This is a genomic window from Clostridium sp. D5 (assembly GCF_000190355.1).
GTDB classification, from domain to species: Bacteria; Bacillota; Clostridia; order Lachnospirales; family Lachnospiraceae; genus Faecalicatena; species Faecalicatena fissicatena_A.
Genome location: NZ_GL870811.1, coordinates 155,542 through 176,870, shown reverse-complemented (window position 1 = coordinate 176,870; position 21,329 = coordinate 155,542). Strand labels below are relative to the sequence as shown.

The following is a 21,329-nucleotide window of genomic DNA, read 5'->3' as shown; positions in this document are numbered from 1 at the left end:
TGGGAAGGCAAATTCTGCCCTTCATATTCCCTGTTTTTTCCCCAACGGATTCTAAGGCGCTCTCTATGGATTTTGAAATGGCATGCACAGCCCCTCCGGCTCACCTTTCACGTCGCTGGGTGCATCAAGGCGGAAGTGTTGGGTGTTTATTTCGGGGGATTGTGTGGGAGCGGCGGATTTGTTTTGGATGAACGTGTCATTATTGTATGTTCTATGATATTTTTTTTGAGAATTTCTTTAGTAACGGGTATATCCATATAAGTGCCAGAAGGATGGAGATTGGGAGGTATGCTGGCTTTTGGGACTGCATTGCTTTTCCGGACCAGAAGGATGGGAGGAAGGACAGGGCGTATTGTATTTTGCCTGGGATGAAGTAGGGGATCAGGGCTCCCAGGATGGTTATGGTTGATATTTTGGTTACGGCCATTCCTTCCAGTTTGTTGGTTGACAGGGTTACGATGAGCAGTGCTGTGATGATTGCCTGCAGCGTTCCTGTTGCGGGAAGGAGGATGAATTCTGTTATGGAGAGGTTTGTGAGGCTGAAAACTGGCAGCAGTATGGTGGTTATGATGTATGCGGCAGCGGCCGGGATGACGATGCGGGAGATGAGGTAGCCGTTTCGCCCTAAGGTTGTGATGCACAGGTAGCTTTCAATGTGGTCGTCATGTTCTTCCAGTATGATCATTGCTGCTATAAAACAGAACATTACGGGGGTGAGTACGCAGTAAAATAAGTCAATTAATCCGTAGTATGGCCCGAGAACCTCTCGTGTGCCGCTCCAGTTTATCAGTATTTTTTCGAGGAACGGTACTGCAAACCGGAAGAAGATACCTGCCAGAAAGGGTGTAATACAGGCGGCAAGAAGCATCATGTCGCGGCGAACAAATAACAGCATGTTGATAAAGCTTAGACGAATTGCTTTCATAATTTTATACCTCCGGCACTCTGCCACATTTTCAGGACGCATTTACGGGCGTGCATTAACAGGCCTGCCAGCAGCAGGGCTGTAAGGAATAGCTGCAGAGCTGTAACTTTTCGGCCTGCTACCATATCCATGCATGTATTGATGGGATAATAGCGTAATACAGCAGGGGTTATGTTGAATAAATGTAAGATTGCGGGTACAAATCCCACTATCTCTATTGGTACGGTCCATAAAATGAATTGATTCAGGCTCGTAATCTTTGTTGCTATGATCATCCCAAGCAACGTGAAGATCACTCCGGATACCGCTGTTCCAAACAGGGTGTACGGCAAGCACCCCGCTCCTGCTGCCAAGGCCAGTACAGCTGCGACAACGAGTGCAATCACGCACAAGGAGATAACTTTTCCGGCGATATATTCGCCTGCATTCACGGGTGATACTGCAAAGGCGCAGGGAATCTTCTGGCTCTTTTCCAGCAGAACAATCGCACCCATGAAAAACAGGCCCATTGCCGCGGGATCCGAAAAAATAAGAATTGCGGCTATATTTTCACGCCAGGTCTCCGGGATTGCGGATAACACCAACAGATAAAGGAGCGTCAGAATTCCATACAACAGATAAAATCCGTATTTTACCTGGAACTTCATATCCCATAAGATCAGGCTTTTTAGTCTCATAGCAGCGTCCTCCCTGTAATATCCATGAAAATATCATTAAGCGTAGGTTCACTGCTGTGGATAGACTGCAGCTTATTTTCAGCGATCAGGCTCTTTAGTTTTTCATCGCGTGAAAGGCTGTCAAGCGCACAGCTTGCTGTGTGTTCACCGTGATCCAGCCATGAGTAGGATACTTTCGCTGCGCCCCTGGACATGATCAGATTGTGCGGGCTGTCAAGCGCGCAGATTTTTCCGTTCACAATAAAAGCAACCCTGTCGCAGAGTTCGGTGGCATCCTGCATATTGTGGGTAGTCAGAAGAATGGTTTTTCCCCTTGCCTTTTCTGCTAATATCATATCCTTCATAATACGGCTGTTCGTTGGATCCAGCCCGCTGGTCGGCTCGTCAAGGCAGAGCAGGGAAGGGTCATGCAGCAGTGCCTTAATAAAATTGAGCCGGGCTTTCATTCCTTTCGAATAATCTCCCACCCGCTTATCTGCATCATTTTCCAGGCCTACCATATGTAACAGTTCCTCAGCCGGCCTCGGCCTCTTATCGTAAAGTGAAGAAAAGAATTGCAGGTTTTCCCTTGCGGTCAGTTTTTCATACATCGTTGAAAATTCAAAGTCAACGCCAATGTCCTCGTAAAACCGGTTTGCCCGCCCCCTGCATTCTGTCCCGTTCACCACGGCTGAACCCTCATAGGCTGGAAGCATCCCGATCAGAATTTTCTGCAGAGTACTTTTACCCGCACCGGACGGTCCTAAAAAGCCAAAAATTTCTCCTTTCCCAACCGAAAAATTCATATTGCTGATAAATGGGTTTTTACTATAACTAAAAGAAAGATTTTGAACAGTAATCATAACTGCCTCCTTTTCATCCATTTGACTAATTTGATATTATCAGTCAAATAAAGCCTTTTTGATAGCCCGGCATTTTACCGCCGGACTGCTTATATTAACTGTGTTACCAATCCATAAATCAAAAGCCTCAGTGCCTCATCGTAATTCTCTTCCCCGATTTCCTCTCTGTGAAGCGTAGAAAAATACAACGAACGGAATGCCGCCGTAAATACCTGAAAATCAACTCCCGGCTTTACAGGCAAAAGTGAAAGCACCTTTTCCGTCATGGCATTATCGTCCCCCAAATGCTGTTCCAAAACCTCTTGAGGAAGTTTCCGTGCCAGCAGTTCAATCTCATCCGAATTCAGAACCTTCAGGACAGGCATCTCCGCAGACATCTTAAAAAAACCGAATATAATATCCGTCAGCTGATCTGCCGTAACAGCAGAAAGATCAATCCCACTGACAGATTCATACAGCTTCCGTTCAATCAAATCATGCTGCTCCAGAATAGCCTCAAAAAGCAAAAGCTCCTTAGACTGATAAAAAAGATAAAAAGTCCCCTTCGGAATCTTCACCCGCTTCACAATCTCATCAACCGTAGTCCGCCGAATCCCATATTGAGCAATACACTTCCCGGCCTCTTCCTTCAGCCGCTGCCGAATATAAGCCCTCTCCCGTTCCGAATAACACTTAGGCACCTCCGCCCCTCCTCCCCAAAAGAATACAAACCATCGCAATCGGAAATACCATAGCAAAGAGCAGTCCCGCCTTCAGCCCCCATTTTGGAATCTGTTCAGCCACGACCCCCGTCAGCCCGGGTCCTGCCATGCACCCTGCATCTCCTGCCAGCGCAAAGAATGCAAACATAGCTGTTCCGCCCCGGCTGCACTCTCTTGCCGCTATGCTGAACGTCCCCGGCCACATGATCCCTACCGACAGGCCGCACATTGCGCAGCCCAGCAGGCTCAGAATCGGCACCGGCATAAAGACCGCAACCAGATAACTGATGATACACAGAATACTGCTGCCAAGAATAAACTTCTCCAATGGAATTCGATCTCCGCATTTTCCATAGAACACGCGGGATGCCCCCATCAAAGCAGCGAACGCACAAGGTCCGAGCAGGTCCCCCATCGTTTTCGATACCTGCAGGCTGCTTTCCGCAAAATAGGAAGCCCACTGGGACATAGCCTGCTCGGATGCGCCTGCACAAAGCATCATCAGGACAAAAACCCAGAACATTTTCATAGAAAATAACTTTCTGACCGGCAGTCTCTCCTCTTCCTCTACCAGGGTACGGATCGGCACCTTTGTAAAAACAAATATATTCACAAATGGAACCACAGCCCAGATCACAGGAAGATAATTCCAGTTCTCCATCCCAAAGATTTTAAACCCAAGGGTTGAGAGTATCACTACCCCAACCTGCCCAAAGCAGTAAAAGGAATGCAGCAGGCTCATTGCTTTTTCTTTCTCACCCGAAGGTGCCGCCTCCACGATGGGACTGATCAGAACTTCAATCAGCCCGCCACCGATCCCATTTAGCACGATTGCTGCCGCCAGCCCCAGATAAGGATCCGGCATGACAAAAGGGAATATCCCCATTCCCACAAGGCCGGCCGCTGCCATAATATGAGCGGCTACAATACAGATACGGTATCCAATGCGGTCCACATATTTTGCCGCCAGCAGATCCACTACCAGCTGCACACCAAAGTTTAAAGTAATCAGAAACCCGATCCTTTCCACGGATATCTGGAACTGATTCTGAAAAGTCAAAAACAGCAGCGGGCCCAGATTATTAACGATTGCCTGTGTAATGTACCCTGTATAACAGGCATAAATTGTCTTTTTATAATTTTTCATCATCTCCATATATTCAAGCAGGATACGTACGCCGTATCTCCTGGTATCTATCCTTTCTATTCTGCAATTGCTTTTTTCTTCCACCGCCCGGCACGATAGCAGAGAGATGTAATACATGCTCCCAGCACCCATGAGATCAGCAGTGATATAAAAATACAGGCGCTGTTTCCATTTGGCATGGAATCGGACTTCGTCATCCACGCGACCCCGTATGCCAGCGGAACACGGATCACAACCGTCGTCACCATGGAAATCCACATTGGCGTCACGGTATCCCCGGCCCCTCTCATGACACCCGACAGACACTGGGTGACCTCCATGGCAATATAGCCCACAGCCAGAATCTTCATCATGGAAAAGCTTAATTCTACCAGTTCAGGTGTAGAGGTAAAGATCGCCATCAGATACCTGCCGAATAAAAGAATCAGGATCGTAATCGCAGTGGAAGTCCCCACCGCTATGGCAGTTCCCTGCTTCGCGCCTTTTACTACACGGTCCATACGGCGCGCCCCGACATTCTGACCGGAATATGTAGTCATCGCAGTCCCAAAGGAGAAGGCGGGCATCATGGCAAATCCGTCTACGCGCATTACTATTACGTTCGCTGCAATAAACATTTCCCCAAAACTATTGGTCAGAGACTGCACAATAATCATTGAAAAGGAAAAGATAGCCTGGGTTACTCCGGATGGCAGGCCCAGACGTATCAGATCCCACATATACTTCTTCTCCGGCAGGAGGTATTCTTTCTTCATATCAAATACTTCTTTCATCCTGCATAATTTCCGCAGTGACAAAAGCGCAGATACCATCTGTGCAATTACCGTTGCCAGTGCAACGCCCGCCACGCCCAAATTGAAATAGGCAACAAATATGTAATCCAGAATAATATTCAGTACCGTTGCTATCAGCAAATAAACCAGGGCGGAGATGGAATCCCCAAGCCCTCTTAAAATACCGCCCAGTATATTATAAAAGGCACATCCGATGATTCCCATAAAGAGAATCATCAGGTAAGAATTGCACCAGCCGATAATTGTGTCCGGCGTATTCAAAAGCCGCAGCAGCGGCATTGTGACCAGCGGAGTGACCGCCATCACCAGAATCGTTGTAACAATCGTGAGTGTAATACAGCAGCCAATTGTCTTCGATAATTCCATTCTCTGCTTTGCCCCAAAATACTGGGACACCATAATTCCTACTCCTACTGAAATACCGACAAACAATACAAGCAGCAGATTCAGGATAGGTCCGGCGCTGCCGACAGCGGCAAGTGCATTGTCCCCCACAAATCTGCCAACGATAATACTGTCCACTGTATTGTACAGCTGCTGTGCGATATTTCCGATTAACATGGGAATTGTAAAAGCAACAATTCGTTTCCCCGGACTTCCCTGCGTCATATCCACCGGGGCAAATAATTTTTTCATGTTTGTTAACATAAATAACCTTCTCTCTTCATCCTCTGTAATTCTATATAAATCAAACAACTATAGTATATAAGATTTCTGCTGCTATTACCAGCAGATTATACCAAAAAGGGGCGGTTTTGGTAACTGATTTAACAATTTTTATTACGGTCTGCAAAAAACCGCACTGTGTCCAAAATCATGAAGATTTTGAACCCGGTACGGCATTGTTTTTTCATATTTTTTATTTTATATTTCCTGTCCACTTTTGCAGAACTATGTACAGACGGTTTATATCAATCGGCTTGGCAACATGGTCATTCATACCCAATTCGCGTGCTTTTGCAACATCTGCGGTAAAGGCGTTTGCAGTCAATGCGATGATGGGAATCGTGCCGGCATCTTCCCGATCCAGTGCACGGATAGCGGCAGCTGCATCGTAGCCATTCATCACCGGCATCTGAATGTCCATCAGAATCGCATCATATTCCCCCTCTTTTGATGCCGCAAATGCCTCCAGAGCCTGTCTCCCATTTTCCACGGCGTCGACGTTCACATCCTCCATTTTCAGCAGCTCTTCGGCTATCTCCCGATTGATGTCATTGTCCTCTGCCAGCAGAATTCTTTTTCCTGCAACTGCGGACTTCCGATTTATCCCAAACGCTGATTCCAGGGCAGGCCCTGCGTCAGCCCGGCCTGAGTTCTGACCATTCTCAGCTGCTTCTGACGGACAGGAAGGTTCGTTCCCGCTGTCCCTGCTTTCTCCGATCCTGTTCTCAGAAGCAATACCCGTTCTGCAAAAATCAAGAGGAATGGATGCGGTAAATTTACTTCCTGCCCCCGTCTTACTTTCCACTCGAATCGTTCCGTTCATCATTCGGACAATATTTTCCGTAATAGCCATACCAAGCCCGGTCCCCTGGCTTTTGCTGATCCTCGGATCCTCAGCTCTCCAGAATGGTTCAAAAACATATGGCCTGAAATCCTCAGATATTCCGATACCGGTATCAATACAGCTAAACTCATACTGGCTCTTTTTGGGGTTCGGCGAGTACAGTTCATTAATTCTCAAACTTATTCTACCGCCCTCAGGGGTATACTTTATGGCGTTTGAAAGGAGATTCAGCATAACCTGCTTCAAACGTTCTCCATCTGCAATGACCTCTTTATGGCGCACCTGTGCAATACTCGACCTAAACTCCTGGTGTTTCTGAGAAATTAATGGACGGCATATCTCTGAAACACTTTTAAGCAGTTCATGCAGATTAACCTCCTCCAATGTCAGATCGATCTTACCGCTTTCTATTTTTGACATGTCCAGAACTTCGTTGATCAGATTGAGCAGATGCTGGCTTGAGGTATCTATTTTATCCAGACAGCTGCATACTTTTTCTTTCGAATCTAAATTTGCCTTCGCGATCGTCGTCATTCCCATTATTGCATTCATGGGGGTCCGGATATCATGGGACATGGAGGAAAGGAAATTTGTCTTCGCTGAATTTGCCACCCTCGCTGTCTGATATGCTTCTTCCAGTGCCTTACTCTGCCGCTCCTGCTCTTCACGCTCTTTCGTTACGTCAATACCCACGCTGTAAAAAGACTCAATGCCGTCCCAGCTGTTCTCCGCACTCACATAACTATATGTCATCGTCAGTATTTTTACAGTCCCGTCACGGGTGATGATACGCCCTTCAACAGCAGTATCCTCTCCCGTCTCCCTGGAAATCTCCATGACTTTTGCGGCACGCTCTATATCGTCCGGATGTACATAAGTACACTTGGAGTGCAAAATATTTTCGAACTCATCCCTGGTATATCCGATCATCTTTAAAAATCCGCCTCCATACCAGAGGACAGTCCTCATATCCCGCGCATCCACACGTGCAAAACCGCCTGGAATTGTTCGTAGGATGGCTTCACGTTCCCGATCCTTTTTCTCCAGTTTGTACTCCGAACTCAAATTATCGTGGGAAAGCTCAAGCCGTACCTTTTTTCCTTCCCATTCAATAATACGGTCTTTCAAAAAATATCTGTGCCTCAGAAACTGATTATAGTATTCCCATTCATAGAATTCGTCTTCCGTCAGACAGTCATTTGTACAAAAAGGACAGGGGGATGTTCTTCCCTGTATGGCCTCGTAACATTTGCATCCTATCAATTTTTCACGAGGGAGCCCCAGTGTCTCGCAGGAAGTCTGATTCACATACAGAAGATCATAATTCTCCATATCTGAAATATATGCATTCCCTCCATATTCATCCAACATCCACTTAAAGTATTCAGCCTGTTTTTCCCAACTCTGTTCCTTCTTATATGATACATTCCTGCCGTTCTTCTGAACATTACCGGAAAGACCACCGCATAAGGGGGCTTCGCCTCTATATTCTACTGATTCTTCCTTTATCTGATGTTTCATAATTATCCTCCTTAACTGAGGTAATCTGCCTGCTTCAGATAAGATTACCAATCACACCTAATTCATATTATATCTAATGTGTTTGATAAAAACAATACTTATTGAATCTATATTATCATGTGCAATTATTGACACGGTATTTAGGAGAATGCAAACACAGACCGGGAAACTACTGCGAAGTGTTTTCCGGCCTGCGAATCCTTTACTTATATTGTTTTATACTGTCTAATCAATTTGCACTCATAAAAAATCAATCAACGGCTTCTTTATTCTTTGTTCATCTTCTTATAATATGTCTCTTTATTCAGCACGCCTTCCTTGAAATTTATAATCAGATTTGTCGCCGCATCTCCGATTACATTCAATGTAATAACCGCCATGCCCGGCAGATAGTTCATCGCCAGCACAAGAGAATATCCGATCATACACAGGTCACTGTTGAGCCCAAGTCCGGTCATGACCACATACACCATTGTGGTACCGGCCACCGGGATTGCCGGTGTTCCCATTGCCGTACAGATAGAGAGGAATGCTGCAATGATCAGGGTAGAAGGTTTAATATCAATTCCTGCCGCCGTCGCAATGAATGTCACTGCAATCATGTGCATTGCGGTTGTCCCGTTCATGTTGACCGTCATTCCTGTTGGTAGAACAAAACTGCTGATTTCTTCCGTACATCCCAGCTCATCCACACAGGTTCTTGTATTCAGCGGTAATGTTGCTGCGGATGAATTGGTTGCTGCTGCGAACAAACCGACTTTAAATGTCTTCTTCATGAAAGGAATCGGATTCATCCGCGTTGTCAGCATAATTCCGAGAGGGTAAATGGTCACTACCAGCACCAGGCTCACGATGATTGTTGTTACGATCCAGACCAGGGTCGGCCCGATGTATTCTATCCCATAAACTGCAAGTGTCCTGGTAATCATGCAGAAGATTGCGATCGGTCCTGCTTCGTCAATCAGAAAGTCCAGAAATTTCTGTACGATCTCGTTTAAATTTTCAAGTACCTTTTTCAGCGGATCTGCCTTTTTACCCATGGCAGTCATACACAGTCCCATAATAATTGCGACTACAACCACCGACAGGATAGAGTTATTTGAAGAGAATACGGAAAATATATTGGACGGAACCGCATTTACAATCGTTACCAGAGGATTATACCCTTCCATTGTAACTGCATCTGTTACCATAGCTCCCGGAAGCTTTACGTCAAACCATCCCATGCTCTTAACAAAATATGCTGCCGCCCCCGCCAGAGCTGCTGCTGTTGCATAAAAACAGATATATGTAATAAATGTCTTTCCTGCAATCTTTCCCAGGCGCTCCGGATCTGCAAGGCTGCAGAGAGCAAGGGTCAGGGAGGTGATAACGAGGGGTACAATCGACATCTGAAGCCCTCTCATAAACAGCTGGCTGATGATGTAGAAGAGTCCGATTCCTTCAATTCCATCTGTTGCCGTTATGTCCTGGAAGAAGATCGCATTTATCACATTCCAGACTTCATCACTCCCGTTCCCCAGCAGGAATTCCCGCAACAGCAGACATAAAAATCCGGCACAGAAACCGAACAGTACCGCAAACATCATTCGTCTGATAATCGACATCTTTTTCCTTCTCTTACCCATAAGCTCCACCAACCTCTTTCTTTTTCTGTTATTGCTTTGCTTCACTTTCCCCATTCTTTGTTTTCCAACTCGCCAGTATGTTTCTCAACGGCTCATCCCATCAGTTTTTTTATTTGAATGTCCGGAGGAAATACCCGATTTAACGGGTTTTCGCCGCATTTGGGCTTTTACCTGCCCTGTATTTGAACTATCCTCATTTTACATTTCATTAATAAAAATGTCAACATATTTTCTGTGTTTCAAAAATTTTCAGTTGTTTTCCACAAGTTTATCTTTGGTTTTTTATGCATTTTTTTGGTTATTGCTCCATATTTCTGTGTTTCAAATATATTTTGTATCTTTCAAAGAATATAAAGCAGAGTTTTGCTTGCGAAACTCGCGCCTGCGGCGGTCGCATCGCGACATCTACCTCGTACGCCGCAATGCGCATCCCGCCCGGAGGGCTTTTTTATCTTATAGGCGAACTTTCATATAAGATAAAAAACTGCCATTTCTGGCAGCTTTTTGTCTGAATCATATCTAACCCAAAGGGCACCCCGTAACACATGCCCTTCGGGCGGCTCTGCGGCAAGCCGCAGAACAATATATTAATAAATAAGCTCTATCCCGTTCTCCTGACAGTAATGGATCCAGGTTTCACTGGGCTCTCTGTCGGTGATAATATAGTTTACACTCTTCAGGTCAATCAGACATACAAACGCCGTCTGGTCAAACTTGGAATGATCCGCGAGAAGAGCCACTTCGTCCGCCTGTTCGAGCATGATTTTCTTAATCTCCGCCTCGCTCTCGTTAGAATCCTGGACGCCTTTTTCGATATCCAGGCTTTTACAGCTGATCAGTGCAACACTGACATGGTATTTGGCCATATTGCTCTTTGCCAGCTGACCCTGCAGTGACAGCGTCTTTTTATTAAATTCACCGCCCACAGAAATAACATTAACCGCAGACTGCTGGAATTCCCGGAACACTTCCGTAGAATTCGTCACAATTGTTACATCCGGATTATCCTGCATCAGTTTCAGAGCTTCCATGACCGTTGTACTGGAATCCGCAATAATGGTGTTCTTTCCTTCCAGCAGTTCCGCTGTCTTTCTGGCAATATTCTGTTTTTCTTTCAGCTGTCTGGACATTCTTTTGTAAAAATGAATCCCTTCCTTCTGAACATCCGCATTCCAGATTGCCCCACCATGAATCCTTGTAACAACACCATCAGCTTCCAGCTTATCCAGATCACGCCGGATCGTCTCTTCCGTAACGGAACACTGCTTACTCAGTTCCGCGACAGATACTTTCTTCATATTCTGAACACTTTGCCTGATGACCATCAGTCTCTCTTTACTTGACATGCTTTCTTTCCTCTTCCCCATCCTTTTTTCAGTGTCTGTTTTCTTTAATAATATACCTGTCACTTTGGTTTGTGCAAGAGTTTTTTCCTTTGAAAGCATTTTTTCCTCCTTTGAATCACAAATCTTTTCTTTGAAATGTGCAGCAACGGCATACAGTGAACTTTAAAAACGTCTGCACACCGGCACTGTCTTACCATCTTTGAAAAGAAGAGGACTCTCCTATTGATCGATTGCCTCTGCCATTGCCCGCATCCTGAGCAGGTCGGAAGCAGATATCTGAATGTCCGCTGCCTGTGCATTCACCTCGATCTGCTCTGCTGTTGTTGCACCGCTCAGCAGATTGATGTGCGGCCCCTGATTCATGATCCACGCAAGCGCCAGCGTTGGAATGTTGCAATTATATTTATCGCAGAAAGGTTTCCACTCGTCCATCATGTCCATTGCCCTCTGCATGTTTCCAGGCTGGAACCATTTCTTGTTTGCACGTGCTCCTGTTGGGACATAGTCTCTTGGAAGTGTTCCTGTGAGCAGCCCCTGTTCAAGCGGAGAATATGCCTGCAGTGTCACCTTGTTTTCCTTGCAGATCGGTACCAGATCATCCTCAACAGCACGGTCAAGTACACTGTATTTTCCCTGGACGATGTCCAGTTCACCGTATTTTACATACTCTGCAATATGCTCTTTTGTTACGTTTGCAGCGCCGATCGCCTTAATCTTTCCTTCTGCTTTTAATTCATTGAGCACTTCCATTGTCTCAGAAATCGGGGTAAAGTAAGGCTCTACTGCCTGCCAGTGTGTCATATATACGTCAATGTAGTCTGTCTGCAGTCTTTTCAGGCTCTCTTCGATCTCCTCACGGATGGATTCCGGTGACAGATTTTTGTACAGCTGGATGTCACCCACCTTGTTGAAGAGGGCGCCCTCCCTTGTCCATACGATTCCGCATTTTGACACAAGGCATACCTTCTCACGGTCTACTTCTTTTAATGCTTTACCGACAATTACTTCACTGTTTCCAAAATTGTATCCCGGTGCAGTATCGATCAGGTTAATTCCCAGATCTACTGCTTTTATGATTGTGTCAATACAGTCACGCTCGTCCAGATCTCCGTTCCATGCCGGGCCGCCGCCGATCGCCCATGTTCCAAGACCCATTTTAGAAATCTGTACGCCTGATTTTCCTAACTCCATATATTTCATAATTTTCACCAATCTTTCTGAATTTCTTTTCGTTATTCCCGTTTGCTATTCTCTGCTCTCCTGCTGTCTGTGGTACTCTTCCAGACGCTCATCCACCTGTGTCCTGTTTTTCACACCGGTTGTAGCACCGATACTCTGTACGCTGATGGAAGCCGTCACATTAGCAAACTCTGCACACTCTTTCAGGCTTTTCCCTTCGAGAATGGCTGTAATAAAGCCAGATGCAAAATTATCGCCTGCGCCAATCGTGTCAATTGCCGTGATTCCCTGCATTGCCGGGACTTCCAGGACACTGCCGTCCTGACTTTTGATATAGCATCCCTTTTTTCCGGTCTTAATCACAACATGCCCGATTCCGCAGCCCAGGAAAGTATCCGCAACCTTATCCAATTCTGTCTCCCCGGTCATCATGCACGCTTCCTCGTAATTCGGGAAGAAATAATCCACATAGCCCAGTGCTTCCCGGATGTCCTCCAGAGTCTCACCCAGTCGTGCCTTGATCATATCTGCACAGATAACCATGTTGTGCTTCTTTGCTTCCTGGAAAATCTTTACGAGCGCCTTGCAGTCAAGGAGCGGATTGTTAAAAATACTGGCGAGTGAAAGCAGTCTTGCCTCAGAAAGCCTGGACAGATCCACATCATCAATCGTCATTTTCCACAGGCTTCCATTCCGGTTTGTAACAAATGTACGCTCTCCGTCCTCTGTCACAAGTCCCACATTGATGGAAGTGTCAATCCCTTCTTTCACACAGATTCCCGAATCGTCGATTCCATTCTTCTGGCAATGCTCTCGAATAAAGTTTCCCACTGCATCTTTGCCGACCATGCTCATCAGCCCGATCTTATGTCCGAGCCGGGACATGACTGTCGCTTCATTAATTGCATCCCCTCCGATCGTCATGGAAATCTGTTCCAGCGGGTATGACTCAATTTCAAACATATCTCTGCACACCGGCCGCAGCGGGATATCAACAACCGCCGCACCCACGCAGATTGCATCCAGTTTCTTTTCCACGTTTTATTCCGCCTTTCCGTCGTCTCCAAACAGATAGATCTTCTCAAGTGCACGCTGTTTTACTGCTGCTCTTACAGCTCTCTCCACTTCCAGGAACGGTTTGTCAACATTTGCTGCAATTGCAGTCATCGCTGCCTGGCACAGTTCTGTGTGGATGTTGATTTTTGCGATTCCAAGAGAGATCGCCTTCTTAATGTCTTCATCGCCGATTCCGGAAGCTCCGTGTAATACCAGCGGTACAGATACAGCATCTCTTACCTTCTCTACCACTTCGAAGTTCAGCTGCGGCTCTGATGTATAGACACCGTGTTGGTTACCGATTGCAACTGCAAGGGAATCACATCCTGTGCGCTCTACGAATTCTGCTGCCTGGGACGGATCTGTGTACTGGTAACTTGCCAGTGCTTCCTCATATACAGTTTCATTTCCCACATGTCCCAGCTCTGCCTCAACCGGGATTCCCAGCGGATGGAAATAATCTACCACTTCTTTTGTCAGACGGATGTTCTCTTCGAAATCATAAGCGGAAGCATCTCTCATGACGGAATTCATGCCATGGTTGTATGCGTTCTGCACGATTTCCATGCTGCGTCCGTGATCCCAGTGTGTAATTACCGGAACAGCTGCCTTCTTTGCCATAGAAACCATCATGTGACAGAAATCCTCAAACGATGTATTTCCTACAAATCCGGTTCCAAAAGAAATGATGACCGGAGCTTTAGATTCTTCTGCTGCATCAATAACACCCATCAGCATTTCTGCATTCCATACATTGAAATGTGGAATTGCATATTTTCCTTCTTTTGCTTTGTTTTCCCAATATCTGATATCTGCTAACATCTTTAATTCCTCTCTTTTCTTCCTATATGCGCAGGCAGGATCGGTTCTGTTATCGTGCCTGCCGCTTACTGCGTATCCTCCCGCAGGGTTTGATCCCCCGCGGACAGGTTATTATTTTGATTAATCGGATACTTTAACTACGCCTTTTACCATCTCTGTTTTCTTTACCGGATCAATTGCTTCCTCGAATGCCTGCTGAACATCTTTGTAATCATAGATGTTTGTAACCATGTCTTTTACGTTAAACTTTCCAGACGCAATCGCATCAATTGTCTGCGGAAAGTTATTGCAGTAACGGAATGCAGTCTGAATGGTAACCTCACGGTTGATCTTCAGAAAATCAACCGGCACCGGCTTGGACTGTGTCCCTACCATCATGATTTTTCCGCCGCGTCCCACAATCTGAACAGCCTGCTGTGCAGTAAATACAGCCCCCGCTGCTTCAAACACAAGATCTGCGCCATGATCCCCGTAGAGATCAGGTGACCTGAGTACAGCAACCGTATCCTGCTCTTTTCCGTTTATCACTCTCTTAGCGCCCAGTTTCATTGCAAGTTCCAGGCGCTTTTCAATAACATCTACCACCGTGATATCCGTTGCACCAAGGCTCTTGCAGGCCTGCAGTGTCATCAGTCCGATCGTACCGCCGCCCAGGATTACAATGCTCATACCAGGCTTTGCGCCGCCGAGAATTGCTGCGTGCATTCCAACTGCTGCCGGTTCAACCAGTGCACCTTCCATAGTGCTCATGCCTACTGGAATGTGATAGGTCCATTCCTCTGGATGGGTCATATACTGCGTAAGGGCACCCTTATAATTAGGCTGCGTTGCCATAAAATCAACGCCGGGGCAGATATTATAGCGGCCTGTACGGCAGTATTCGCATGTATCATCCGGTACACCAGGTTCGATCAGTACTTTATCACCAATTTTAAACTTGGTTACCTTTGTACCGATTCCCACAACTTCACCGGCAACTTCATGCCCAAGACCGATCTTCTGGTTCGGATCTTTCGGAGGGATAAACGGACCACACTCAAATCCATGGATATCAGATCCACACATACCGACATATTCAACCTTCATGAGAATCTCATGGTCTTTCGGTTCAGGAACCGGGCACTCCTGAATCTCAAAGTGTTTCGGGGTTACTAAGATTGCTTCCGAATTTTTCATAATCTAAACTTCCTTTCTGATACGCTATTCGATGCAGAGGGGTCTGACCCCTTTTTGTTATTCTACGTTTCCAATGTCCTCAACAGATTCACCTCTTGTCTCTACGCCAAAGATGAAGATACATACCGCGATGATCGCAGCAACGATAGAAATCAGTACAAACACTCCCGCACTTCCGATAGAGCCCGCAATGTATGTTACAAGGAACGGGAAGAAAATATTACTTACACGGCCCATTGCATTGCAGAATCCGGAGCCGGACATTTTCGCTGAAGTCGGCCACATTTCCGGGACATATACCGCGGATGCATAACATACATACATGTAAATAAATGTATTCAGGAAGAATGTTGTAACAATCAGTGCTGTCATTGTTGTCTGCTGTCCTGTGATAATTCCCATAACCGCCATGGCTGCCAGCAGGATCACTCCCATTACACGTCTCGGAATCTTATCCATGATCAGAGATGCAATAAAGATTCCAAATGGTGCGCCGAACAGTCCGAACATCGTCATAAACTGTGACTGTGATGTGTCATAACCCAAGGATCTCAAAAGGGACGGCATCCAGGTCATCAATGTATACTGGATCGTATTCATACCGATCAGAACAAGAGAGCCGACAATTGTTCTTTTTAAAAGCTTTCCTTTAAACAGTGCTGAATACGGAAGCTGTTTTACCTGCTTTGACTCTTCTGTTACAGGAGGCAGTTTCTGGCCTGTAGATGCCTCGATTTCTTTTTCAATCTTTGTCATGATCTCATCGGCTTCCTCTAGTCTGCCCTGAGATTCCAGCCATCTCGGTGATTCCGGATATTTTTTTGCTATCAGGATAGCTGCGATGATTGAAAGTACAGACGGGATCATGAACTGAATTCTCCAGTTCATCATATAGCTGACGCCTGTTGATACAATTAAGAATGCAATACCGTTGCAGATTGGATGTGCCCAGTTACCGATAAATGAGTTACGGCTTGACCATACGCCGCGGTTTCTGCCAGGAACATATTCGGTAAATCCGGCGAACAGTACAACCAGAAGTGCGCCGAGCCCGAATCCCTGAACCAGTCTGAAAACATAAAGTACATAGATATTTGGTGATATTGCACCGCCCACCATTGCGATAATATGTATAATTTCATAGAGGAGGATACTCTTTTTACGGCCGATCTTATCGCCGATTGGTCCTCCGACCAAAGCGCCAAACAACTGTCCTGCCGTATAAACGGTTCCCCACATTGCCAGAAGCTTTGTTCCAGGCTCCAGCCAGTGTATCTCATTCAGCAGAATATTCTGGACTGCTCCTCCGATACCATTTGACCAGCAAACCAAAAGTGCAAAAGCAGATACCAGCCACATTTTTATATGCCATCCTGAATTCGGAAGACGATCCAGTCTTGCACCGATATTCACATTCTTTGTATTAGAATTCATAATGTTTTCCTTTCTCTTTCTCATTCTTTTGATATTTAAAGAGCGCTTTCTACTTCTTTTTCCATGATCTCCCAGGCTTTTTCTATATCTGTATCCTTGTTCCAGAGCGCCGGAGGCCCTAAGACTACGACGTCCGCTCCAGCCTCATACAATGGCCCGTATACATCTGCATTCATGGAGCCGTCTGCTTCGATCAGAAAGTCAAGCCCCATCTCCGCTCTCCACTTCACAAGCGTCCTGATTTTATCGTACATCTGGACAATCACTTTCTGCCCTGCATATCCAGCATCTACAATCATAATCGTAACTTTTGAGAGCAGCGGCAGGTAATGCCTGATTGCCTCCAATGGTGCTGCCGGATTCATTGCGATCCCCGCTTTGCAGCCCAGAGACAAAATCTTATTGATTGTGACAAACGCATCGCTTTCAATACAGTCCGTATGCGGGGTGATATATGCAGCCCCGGCCTGGGCGCACGCTTCGATGTAATCCTGCGGATGTTTTACCATTAAGTGTGCATCCATGGGCGTCTGAACTACTTTTGCCAAAACAGTCATAAAATCCGGTCCCACACCAAATGACTTTACATAATTTCCGTCTTTTATATCAATATGCAGAAAATCTGCTTTTTCATCGATATAGCGCACCTGGTGTTCAAAATCATATAAATCACAGCATCCCATAGATGGGGCAAGCAACAATTTCTTTTCCATATTCTCTCGCTCTCTTATTTTCAATTTAGGTGATTTAATATTTTCTTTTAGTCTTCATAGTCATAGTGGAAAATGACTTTGATTGCCTCTTTATTTGCCATAGCCTCAAATCCTTCTTCCCACTGTGAAAGTCCGATCCTGTGGGTGATCATCGGCTGCACTTTAATCTGTCCTGATTCCAGAAGGCGGAGCGCATTTCTCCATGAAGTGGAATCATAAGCCATGTGTCCGATAATGCTCTTGTTCCAGGATGTGATGTCATTAATGGAGAACTCAAGCGGCTTGAACCCCATACCTACGCGGACAACCTCGCCGTTCGGGCGAAGCATCTCGATCGCCTGTTTCAGCGCAATATTGGCTCCTGAGCACTCTACAACCAGTCCCAGATTATCTCTTCCGCAGATCTCAGTACATCTCTTTACAACATCTTCTCTGGATCCATTCACAACATGGGTGGCACCCAGTTCTTTTGCAACGGCAAATCGAACCTTTGTGTCTTCTTCCAGGCCGACCATCACGATGTTGACAGCCCCCATGATTCTTGCAACCTGTACTGCGAATAATCCAAGCGGTCCGGTTCCGAATACAACCACATCCTGTCCTGGAAGCAGATGGGCCTGCTGTGCGATTGCTTTATAGGAGTTGCAGATTGGATCGAGAACTGCTGCTTCTTCATATTTCACATTTTCCGGGATCTCCCAGAGGGCATGTTTATGTATTCTCAGGATCTCACCCGGAACCTTGCAGTATTTAGAAAAGCCGCCGCCCCAGGTATTGTTGTCCAGTCCGAGGTTAACTTTGCTCTCGCAGCAAAGGAAATCTCCCTGTTCGCATGCAGGGCAGACACCGCATACATGAGCACTGTTGTCAGATACAACCCGCTGTCCAACTTTCCAGTCCTTAACCAACTCTCCGACTTTAACGATCTCGCCTGCGAACTCATGTCCGCGGATGGAATTGAATTCATCGGATCCGTTGTCCACTTTGTAGTGCTTCATGTCTGCACCACAGATTGCTGCCGCCTTAATCTTAATAATGATGTCCTCCGGTCCGCATGACGGTTCCGGAACGTCTATCATCCGATATCCACCAAACTCTTTACCATACCTAGCTAACGCTTTCATACTTTTTCTCCTTTTTCATTCACACTATATTTTATTGCTGCTTTGCAAAATCTGTCTCCGGCCGGAAACGTTGTTTCTTTTGATTTAACTAAATTCTACACCCGTTCTTTGTTTTAGTCAATCATTTTCTGTGTTTTAAAGATCATTTCGGCATTTTATACAGATTAATCTTCTGTTTCAAATTAAAAATGCCCGTTTTTCGCTTTGTATTCTTGTCGTTTTTCACATATTTCTGTGTTTCAAAGATTATTTCTTTACTTTTTTATACTATATCTGTGCTTTATGAAAGCATATAGCATACCCCGAGACTTAACCAGAAAACAGAAAGATCATTCTTCCGTGATATTTTACTCCTCTCGGAAAATGACCTTTCATTATAAACTTAAATGTGTCTTTTCAAAGGAGTCTTCAAAGGGGTCAGACCCCTCTGTCACAAAAACAAAGGAACGAAACGTTAAACAATCTCAAAATGAGACGAATAAACGGATTCGTTCCTCTTTATACAACTCTTTTAAGGACGGGTATCTTTACAAACTACTTTTTCCGCTCCATTGCAGACATCTGCTTCATACCGGATCGGAATCCGAAGCTGCACCTTTTGTGTCACGATAAGCTCGTGCCCATTGCATCCCCGATTGTTGCAACACGCGTAATCTTTACAGCATATCTCTGGTTCACCACAACATTCTGCCTGAATTCTTCCAATTACTGTACGTGGCTTAATTTCTACCGAAACACAGATTTCGGCATACTGACATACATTTCTGGTGCACTCATCCAGTGATTGCTGACCATCTTCCTCACAGCCCTCGGGCAAAGGAGAACGATTATAATTCTGAGCCATTACCTCTCTGTCTCCTCTTTACAATTCCTGCAGATATCTTCTGCCGAAGCTCCAAGGCAGTCTGTAAAAGTATCGCCAACCACAGCCGTTGCGCCAAATACAACGGGGACTTCAACACAAATCACCTGGCTGATTGTAAACGTACATACACCATTTTTTCTGCCTGCACATGGGGTGTCGCCAGCAACAACGATTGGATCTCCACAGCATTTTGTAATGGTAGCCCCTGTATGGGCAAACGGTGTTACCGTTACAGGTACACAAACTCCCACTCTCTGAAATCCCGTTGCCGGACAGGTTTCCTCTACTTCGTTCACATCTATTGCGCCATTTTCACTATATTTCAAATATTCTGACATAATCATAATTTCCTTTCTTGAATGTTTCTGAGATATTATATGCGTAATATAAGAAACTGTGAATTGGCACATTATTCTCCCCTCAAAACAGGAATGATACTTAACTATAAGATGACCGGGGAATTGTTATACATAGCTTTCCCCGGTCATCTATTTTACCCTTTAGCTTGTGAAATCTTTTATAGCCTGTTGCGTCGCTACCAGATTTTCTTACGGAACATACTTCAAAGGGGTCTGACCCCTTTGAGGTCTATTCAAAAATCTTCTCTGCCTCTTTCATATTATCAACTACCGGTACTCCAAAAGGACACCGTTCTTCACAGCTTCTGCATTCAATACATTCATTGCCTCTGTGCAGCAGGCTGTGATAATGTGATCTGACAGACGGAGGTACCTGATCCGGTGTCAGGCGTGCAATGTCCAGAAATTTGTTAACCGCAGCAATGTCGATTTCCGATGGACATGGCAGGCAGTGGCTGCAATATACACAATTGCCTTTAAAGTCATTTTTCATCGTCGCAATCACCTGGGAATAATCCTTTTCTGATTCATCCAGGTCAAAATAACCAACCGCTGCCAAAACCTCTTCTCTTGTCTGTGCTCCTGTCATAACGCTTGCGACTGATGGCCTTGATAATGCATAATGGATACACTGCGGTACAGTCAGTGGTTTGGCAAATGGCGTATGCTTTTCTGAAATCAGCTTTCCTCCGCCCAGTGACTTCATGACCGTGATGCCAACCTGGTTTGCGCTGCAGATCCGGTAAAGCTCCGCACGCTTGGGATCCAGTCCGCGGTAAAGTTTCACGCCCATGTCTGTTTCTATATGGTCGAAGATATCTTCTTCCGACGGGAGCATATCAAAGGCCGGATTGATACTGAACATCATCATTTCCGGTACTCCTGTCCTGATTACTTTTGCCGCAGTGATTGGATTGTGGGAACTGAAACCAATATGTCTGATGTCTCCCTTTTCTTTAAGGCGGAGCACGTAATCGATGAATTCTGTTTCAAAGACATCCTTGTAATCTTTCTCCGAATCTATGTAAAACATCATCCCAAAATCTATATAGCCGAAGATACTCAGAATCTCTTCAAAATACTTTTTTACTACTGGAAGTTCACGGCTGATATCATACTGCTGGTGAACATCAGTGGAACCAATGTGGCCCTGAATCATGACCTTCTCCCGCCGTTCTCCCAGTGCCTTTGCAATATTTTCACGCACCTCCCGGCCTGGCATAAAAACATCAAATATATTGATTCCATTTTCAACAGCTGCATCGACGACCTCTTTGACCTGTCCATATGGTTTTCCGTCAAGATGTTCACATCCCAGGCCTATAGCACTTACTTTTTTCCCCGTTTTTCCCAGATCATTATAATACATACACATCTCCTCCATACTGTACACCGATTTTTATCATGCTTTACAGTAATGATAGCATAATCCTCATCTTATTACTACCATCTCCTGCTTTTGCTCCTCCTGCACTATAACACAAACGTATACCCATTCAATTGAGTATAC

19 protein-coding genes are annotated in these 21,329 nt (G+C 45.5%); all 19 read right to left on the bottom strand.

Going from position 1 to position 21,329, the window contains the following annotated elements; genetic code table 11:
- Positions 1 to 211 precede the first annotated feature (211 nt).
- The 19 genes from HMPREF0240_RS09105 to HMPREF0240_RS09015 all read right to left on the bottom strand — a co-directional run bounded on the left by HMPREF0240_RS09105 (position 212) and on the right by HMPREF0240_RS09015 (position 21,188).
- Entirely contained in the window at positions 212 to 925 is a 714-nt protein-coding gene (locus HMPREF0240_RS09105) for a hypothetical protein (RefSeq protein ID WP_035312833.1), read from the bottom strand.
- The gene (locus tag HMPREF0240_RS09100; protein ID WP_009003144.1) at positions 922 to 1,602 is read right to left on the bottom strand and encodes a hypothetical protein; all 681 of its coding nucleotides are present in this window, start codon (positions 1,600 to 1,602) and stop codon (positions 922 to 924) included. The genes HMPREF0240_RS09105 and HMPREF0240_RS09100 overlap by 4 nt, the downstream gene beginning before the upstream one ends.
- Positions 1,599 to 2,444: an ABC transporter ATP-binding protein gene (locus tag HMPREF0240_RS09095; RefSeq protein WP_009003143.1), complete on the bottom strand. Its 846-nt coding sequence runs from the start codon at positions 2,442 to 2,444 to the stop codon at positions 1,599 to 1,601. Before HMPREF0240_RS09095 ends, HMPREF0240_RS09100 begins: the two co-directional genes overlap by 4 nt.
- Positions 2,445 to 2,533: 89 nt before the next feature.
- A complete protein-coding gene (locus tag HMPREF0240_RS09090; protein WP_009003142.1) occupies positions 2,534 to 3,124 on the bottom strand; it encodes a TetR/AcrR family transcriptional regulator in 591 nt (196 codons plus the stop codon).
- Positions 3,117 to 4,292: an MFS transporter gene (locus HMPREF0240_RS09085; RefSeq protein WP_347462577.1), complete on the bottom strand. Its 1,176-nt coding sequence runs from the start codon at positions 4,290 to 4,292 to the stop codon at positions 3,117 to 3,119. Before HMPREF0240_RS09085 ends, HMPREF0240_RS09090 begins: the two co-directional genes overlap by 8 nt.
- A gap of 56 nt (positions 4,293 to 4,348) precedes the next feature.
- Positions 4,349 to 5,734 carry an MATE family efflux transporter gene (locus tag HMPREF0240_RS09080; protein WP_035312831.1) on the bottom strand — a complete coding sequence of 462 codons (1,386 nt, stop codon included), beginning with the start codon at positions 5,732 to 5,734 and terminating at the stop codon, positions 4,349 to 4,351.
- A 211-nt stretch (positions 5,735 to 5,945) separates the two neighbouring features.
- Positions 5,946 to 8,117 (bottom strand): hybrid sensor histidine kinase/response regulator, encoded by a 2,172-nt coding sequence (locus HMPREF0240_RS09075; RefSeq protein ID WP_009003139.1) that lies wholly within the window; start codon positions 8,115 to 8,117, stop codon positions 5,946 to 5,948.
- A gap of 266 nt (positions 8,118 to 8,383) precedes the next feature.
- Positions 8,384 to 9,745 (bottom strand): dicarboxylate/amino acid:cation symporter, encoded by a 1,362-nt coding sequence (locus HMPREF0240_RS09070; RefSeq protein ID WP_035312944.1) that lies wholly within the window; start codon positions 9,743 to 9,745, stop codon positions 8,384 to 8,386.
- Positions 9,746 to 10,332: 587 nt separating this feature from the next.
- Positions 10,333 to 11,190, bottom strand: coding sequence for a DeoR/GlpR family DNA-binding transcription regulator (locus HMPREF0240_RS09065; protein WP_035312829.1), 858 nt, complete (start codon positions 11,188 to 11,190; stop codon positions 10,333 to 10,335).
- Between the two features lie 120 nt (positions 11,191 to 11,310).
- Complete coding sequence (locus HMPREF0240_RS09060; RefSeq protein WP_009003135.1) at positions 11,311 to 12,291, bottom strand: aldo/keto reductase; 981 nt, start codon at positions 12,289 to 12,291, stop codon at positions 11,311 to 11,313.
- 45 nt (positions 12,292 to 12,336) lie between these two features.
- Positions 12,337 to 13,308: a sugar kinase gene (locus tag HMPREF0240_RS09055; RefSeq protein ID WP_035312828.1), complete on the bottom strand. Its 972-nt coding sequence runs from the start codon at positions 13,306 to 13,308 to the stop codon at positions 12,337 to 12,339.
- Positions 13,309 to 13,311: 3 nt separating this feature from the next.
- Positions 13,312 to 14,148 carry a ketose-bisphosphate aldolase gene (locus HMPREF0240_RS09050; protein WP_009003133.1) on the bottom strand — a complete coding sequence of 279 codons (837 nt, stop codon included), beginning with the start codon at positions 14,146 to 14,148 and terminating at the stop codon, positions 13,312 to 13,314.
- 120 nt (positions 14,149 to 14,268) lie between these two features.
- On the bottom strand, positions 14,269 to 15,324 hold the full coding sequence (locus HMPREF0240_RS09045; protein ID WP_009003132.1) for an NAD(P)-dependent alcohol dehydrogenase: 1,056 nt from the start codon (positions 15,322 to 15,324) through the stop codon (positions 14,269 to 14,271).
- A 57-nt stretch (positions 15,325 to 15,381) separates the two neighbouring features.
- The gene (locus HMPREF0240_RS09040; protein ID WP_009003131.1) at positions 15,382 to 16,758 is read right to left on the bottom strand and encodes an MFS transporter; all 1,377 of its coding nucleotides are present in this window, start codon (positions 16,756 to 16,758) and stop codon (positions 15,382 to 15,384) included.
- A 35-nt stretch (positions 16,759 to 16,793) separates the two neighbouring features.
- Positions 16,794 to 17,471 (bottom strand): ribulose-phosphate 3-epimerase, encoded by a 678-nt coding sequence (locus HMPREF0240_RS09035; protein ID WP_009003130.1) that lies wholly within the window; start codon positions 17,469 to 17,471, stop codon positions 16,794 to 16,796.
- Between the two features lie 47 nt (positions 17,472 to 17,518).
- Positions 17,519 to 18,595, bottom strand: a complete 1,077-nt coding sequence (locus HMPREF0240_RS09030; RefSeq protein WP_009003129.1) for a zinc-binding dehydrogenase — start codon at positions 18,593 to 18,595, stop codon at positions 17,519 to 17,521.
- Between the two features lie 511 nt (positions 18,596 to 19,106).
- A complete protein-coding gene (locus HMPREF0240_RS09025) occupies positions 19,107 to 19,439 on the bottom strand; it encodes a hypothetical protein (protein WP_035312826.1) in 333 nt (110 codons plus the stop codon).
- Complete coding sequence (locus HMPREF0240_RS09020) at positions 19,439 to 19,798, bottom strand: hypothetical protein (RefSeq protein WP_050794523.1); 360 nt, start codon at positions 19,796 to 19,798, stop codon at positions 19,439 to 19,441. Before HMPREF0240_RS09020 ends, HMPREF0240_RS09025 begins: the two co-directional genes overlap by 1 nt.
- Positions 19,799 to 20,048: 250 nt before the next feature.
- Complete coding sequence (locus HMPREF0240_RS09015) at positions 20,049 to 21,188, bottom strand: aldo/keto reductase (protein WP_035312825.1); 1,140 nt, start codon at positions 21,186 to 21,188, stop codon at positions 20,049 to 20,051.
- Between the last annotated feature and the right edge of the window lie 141 nt (positions 21,189 to 21,329).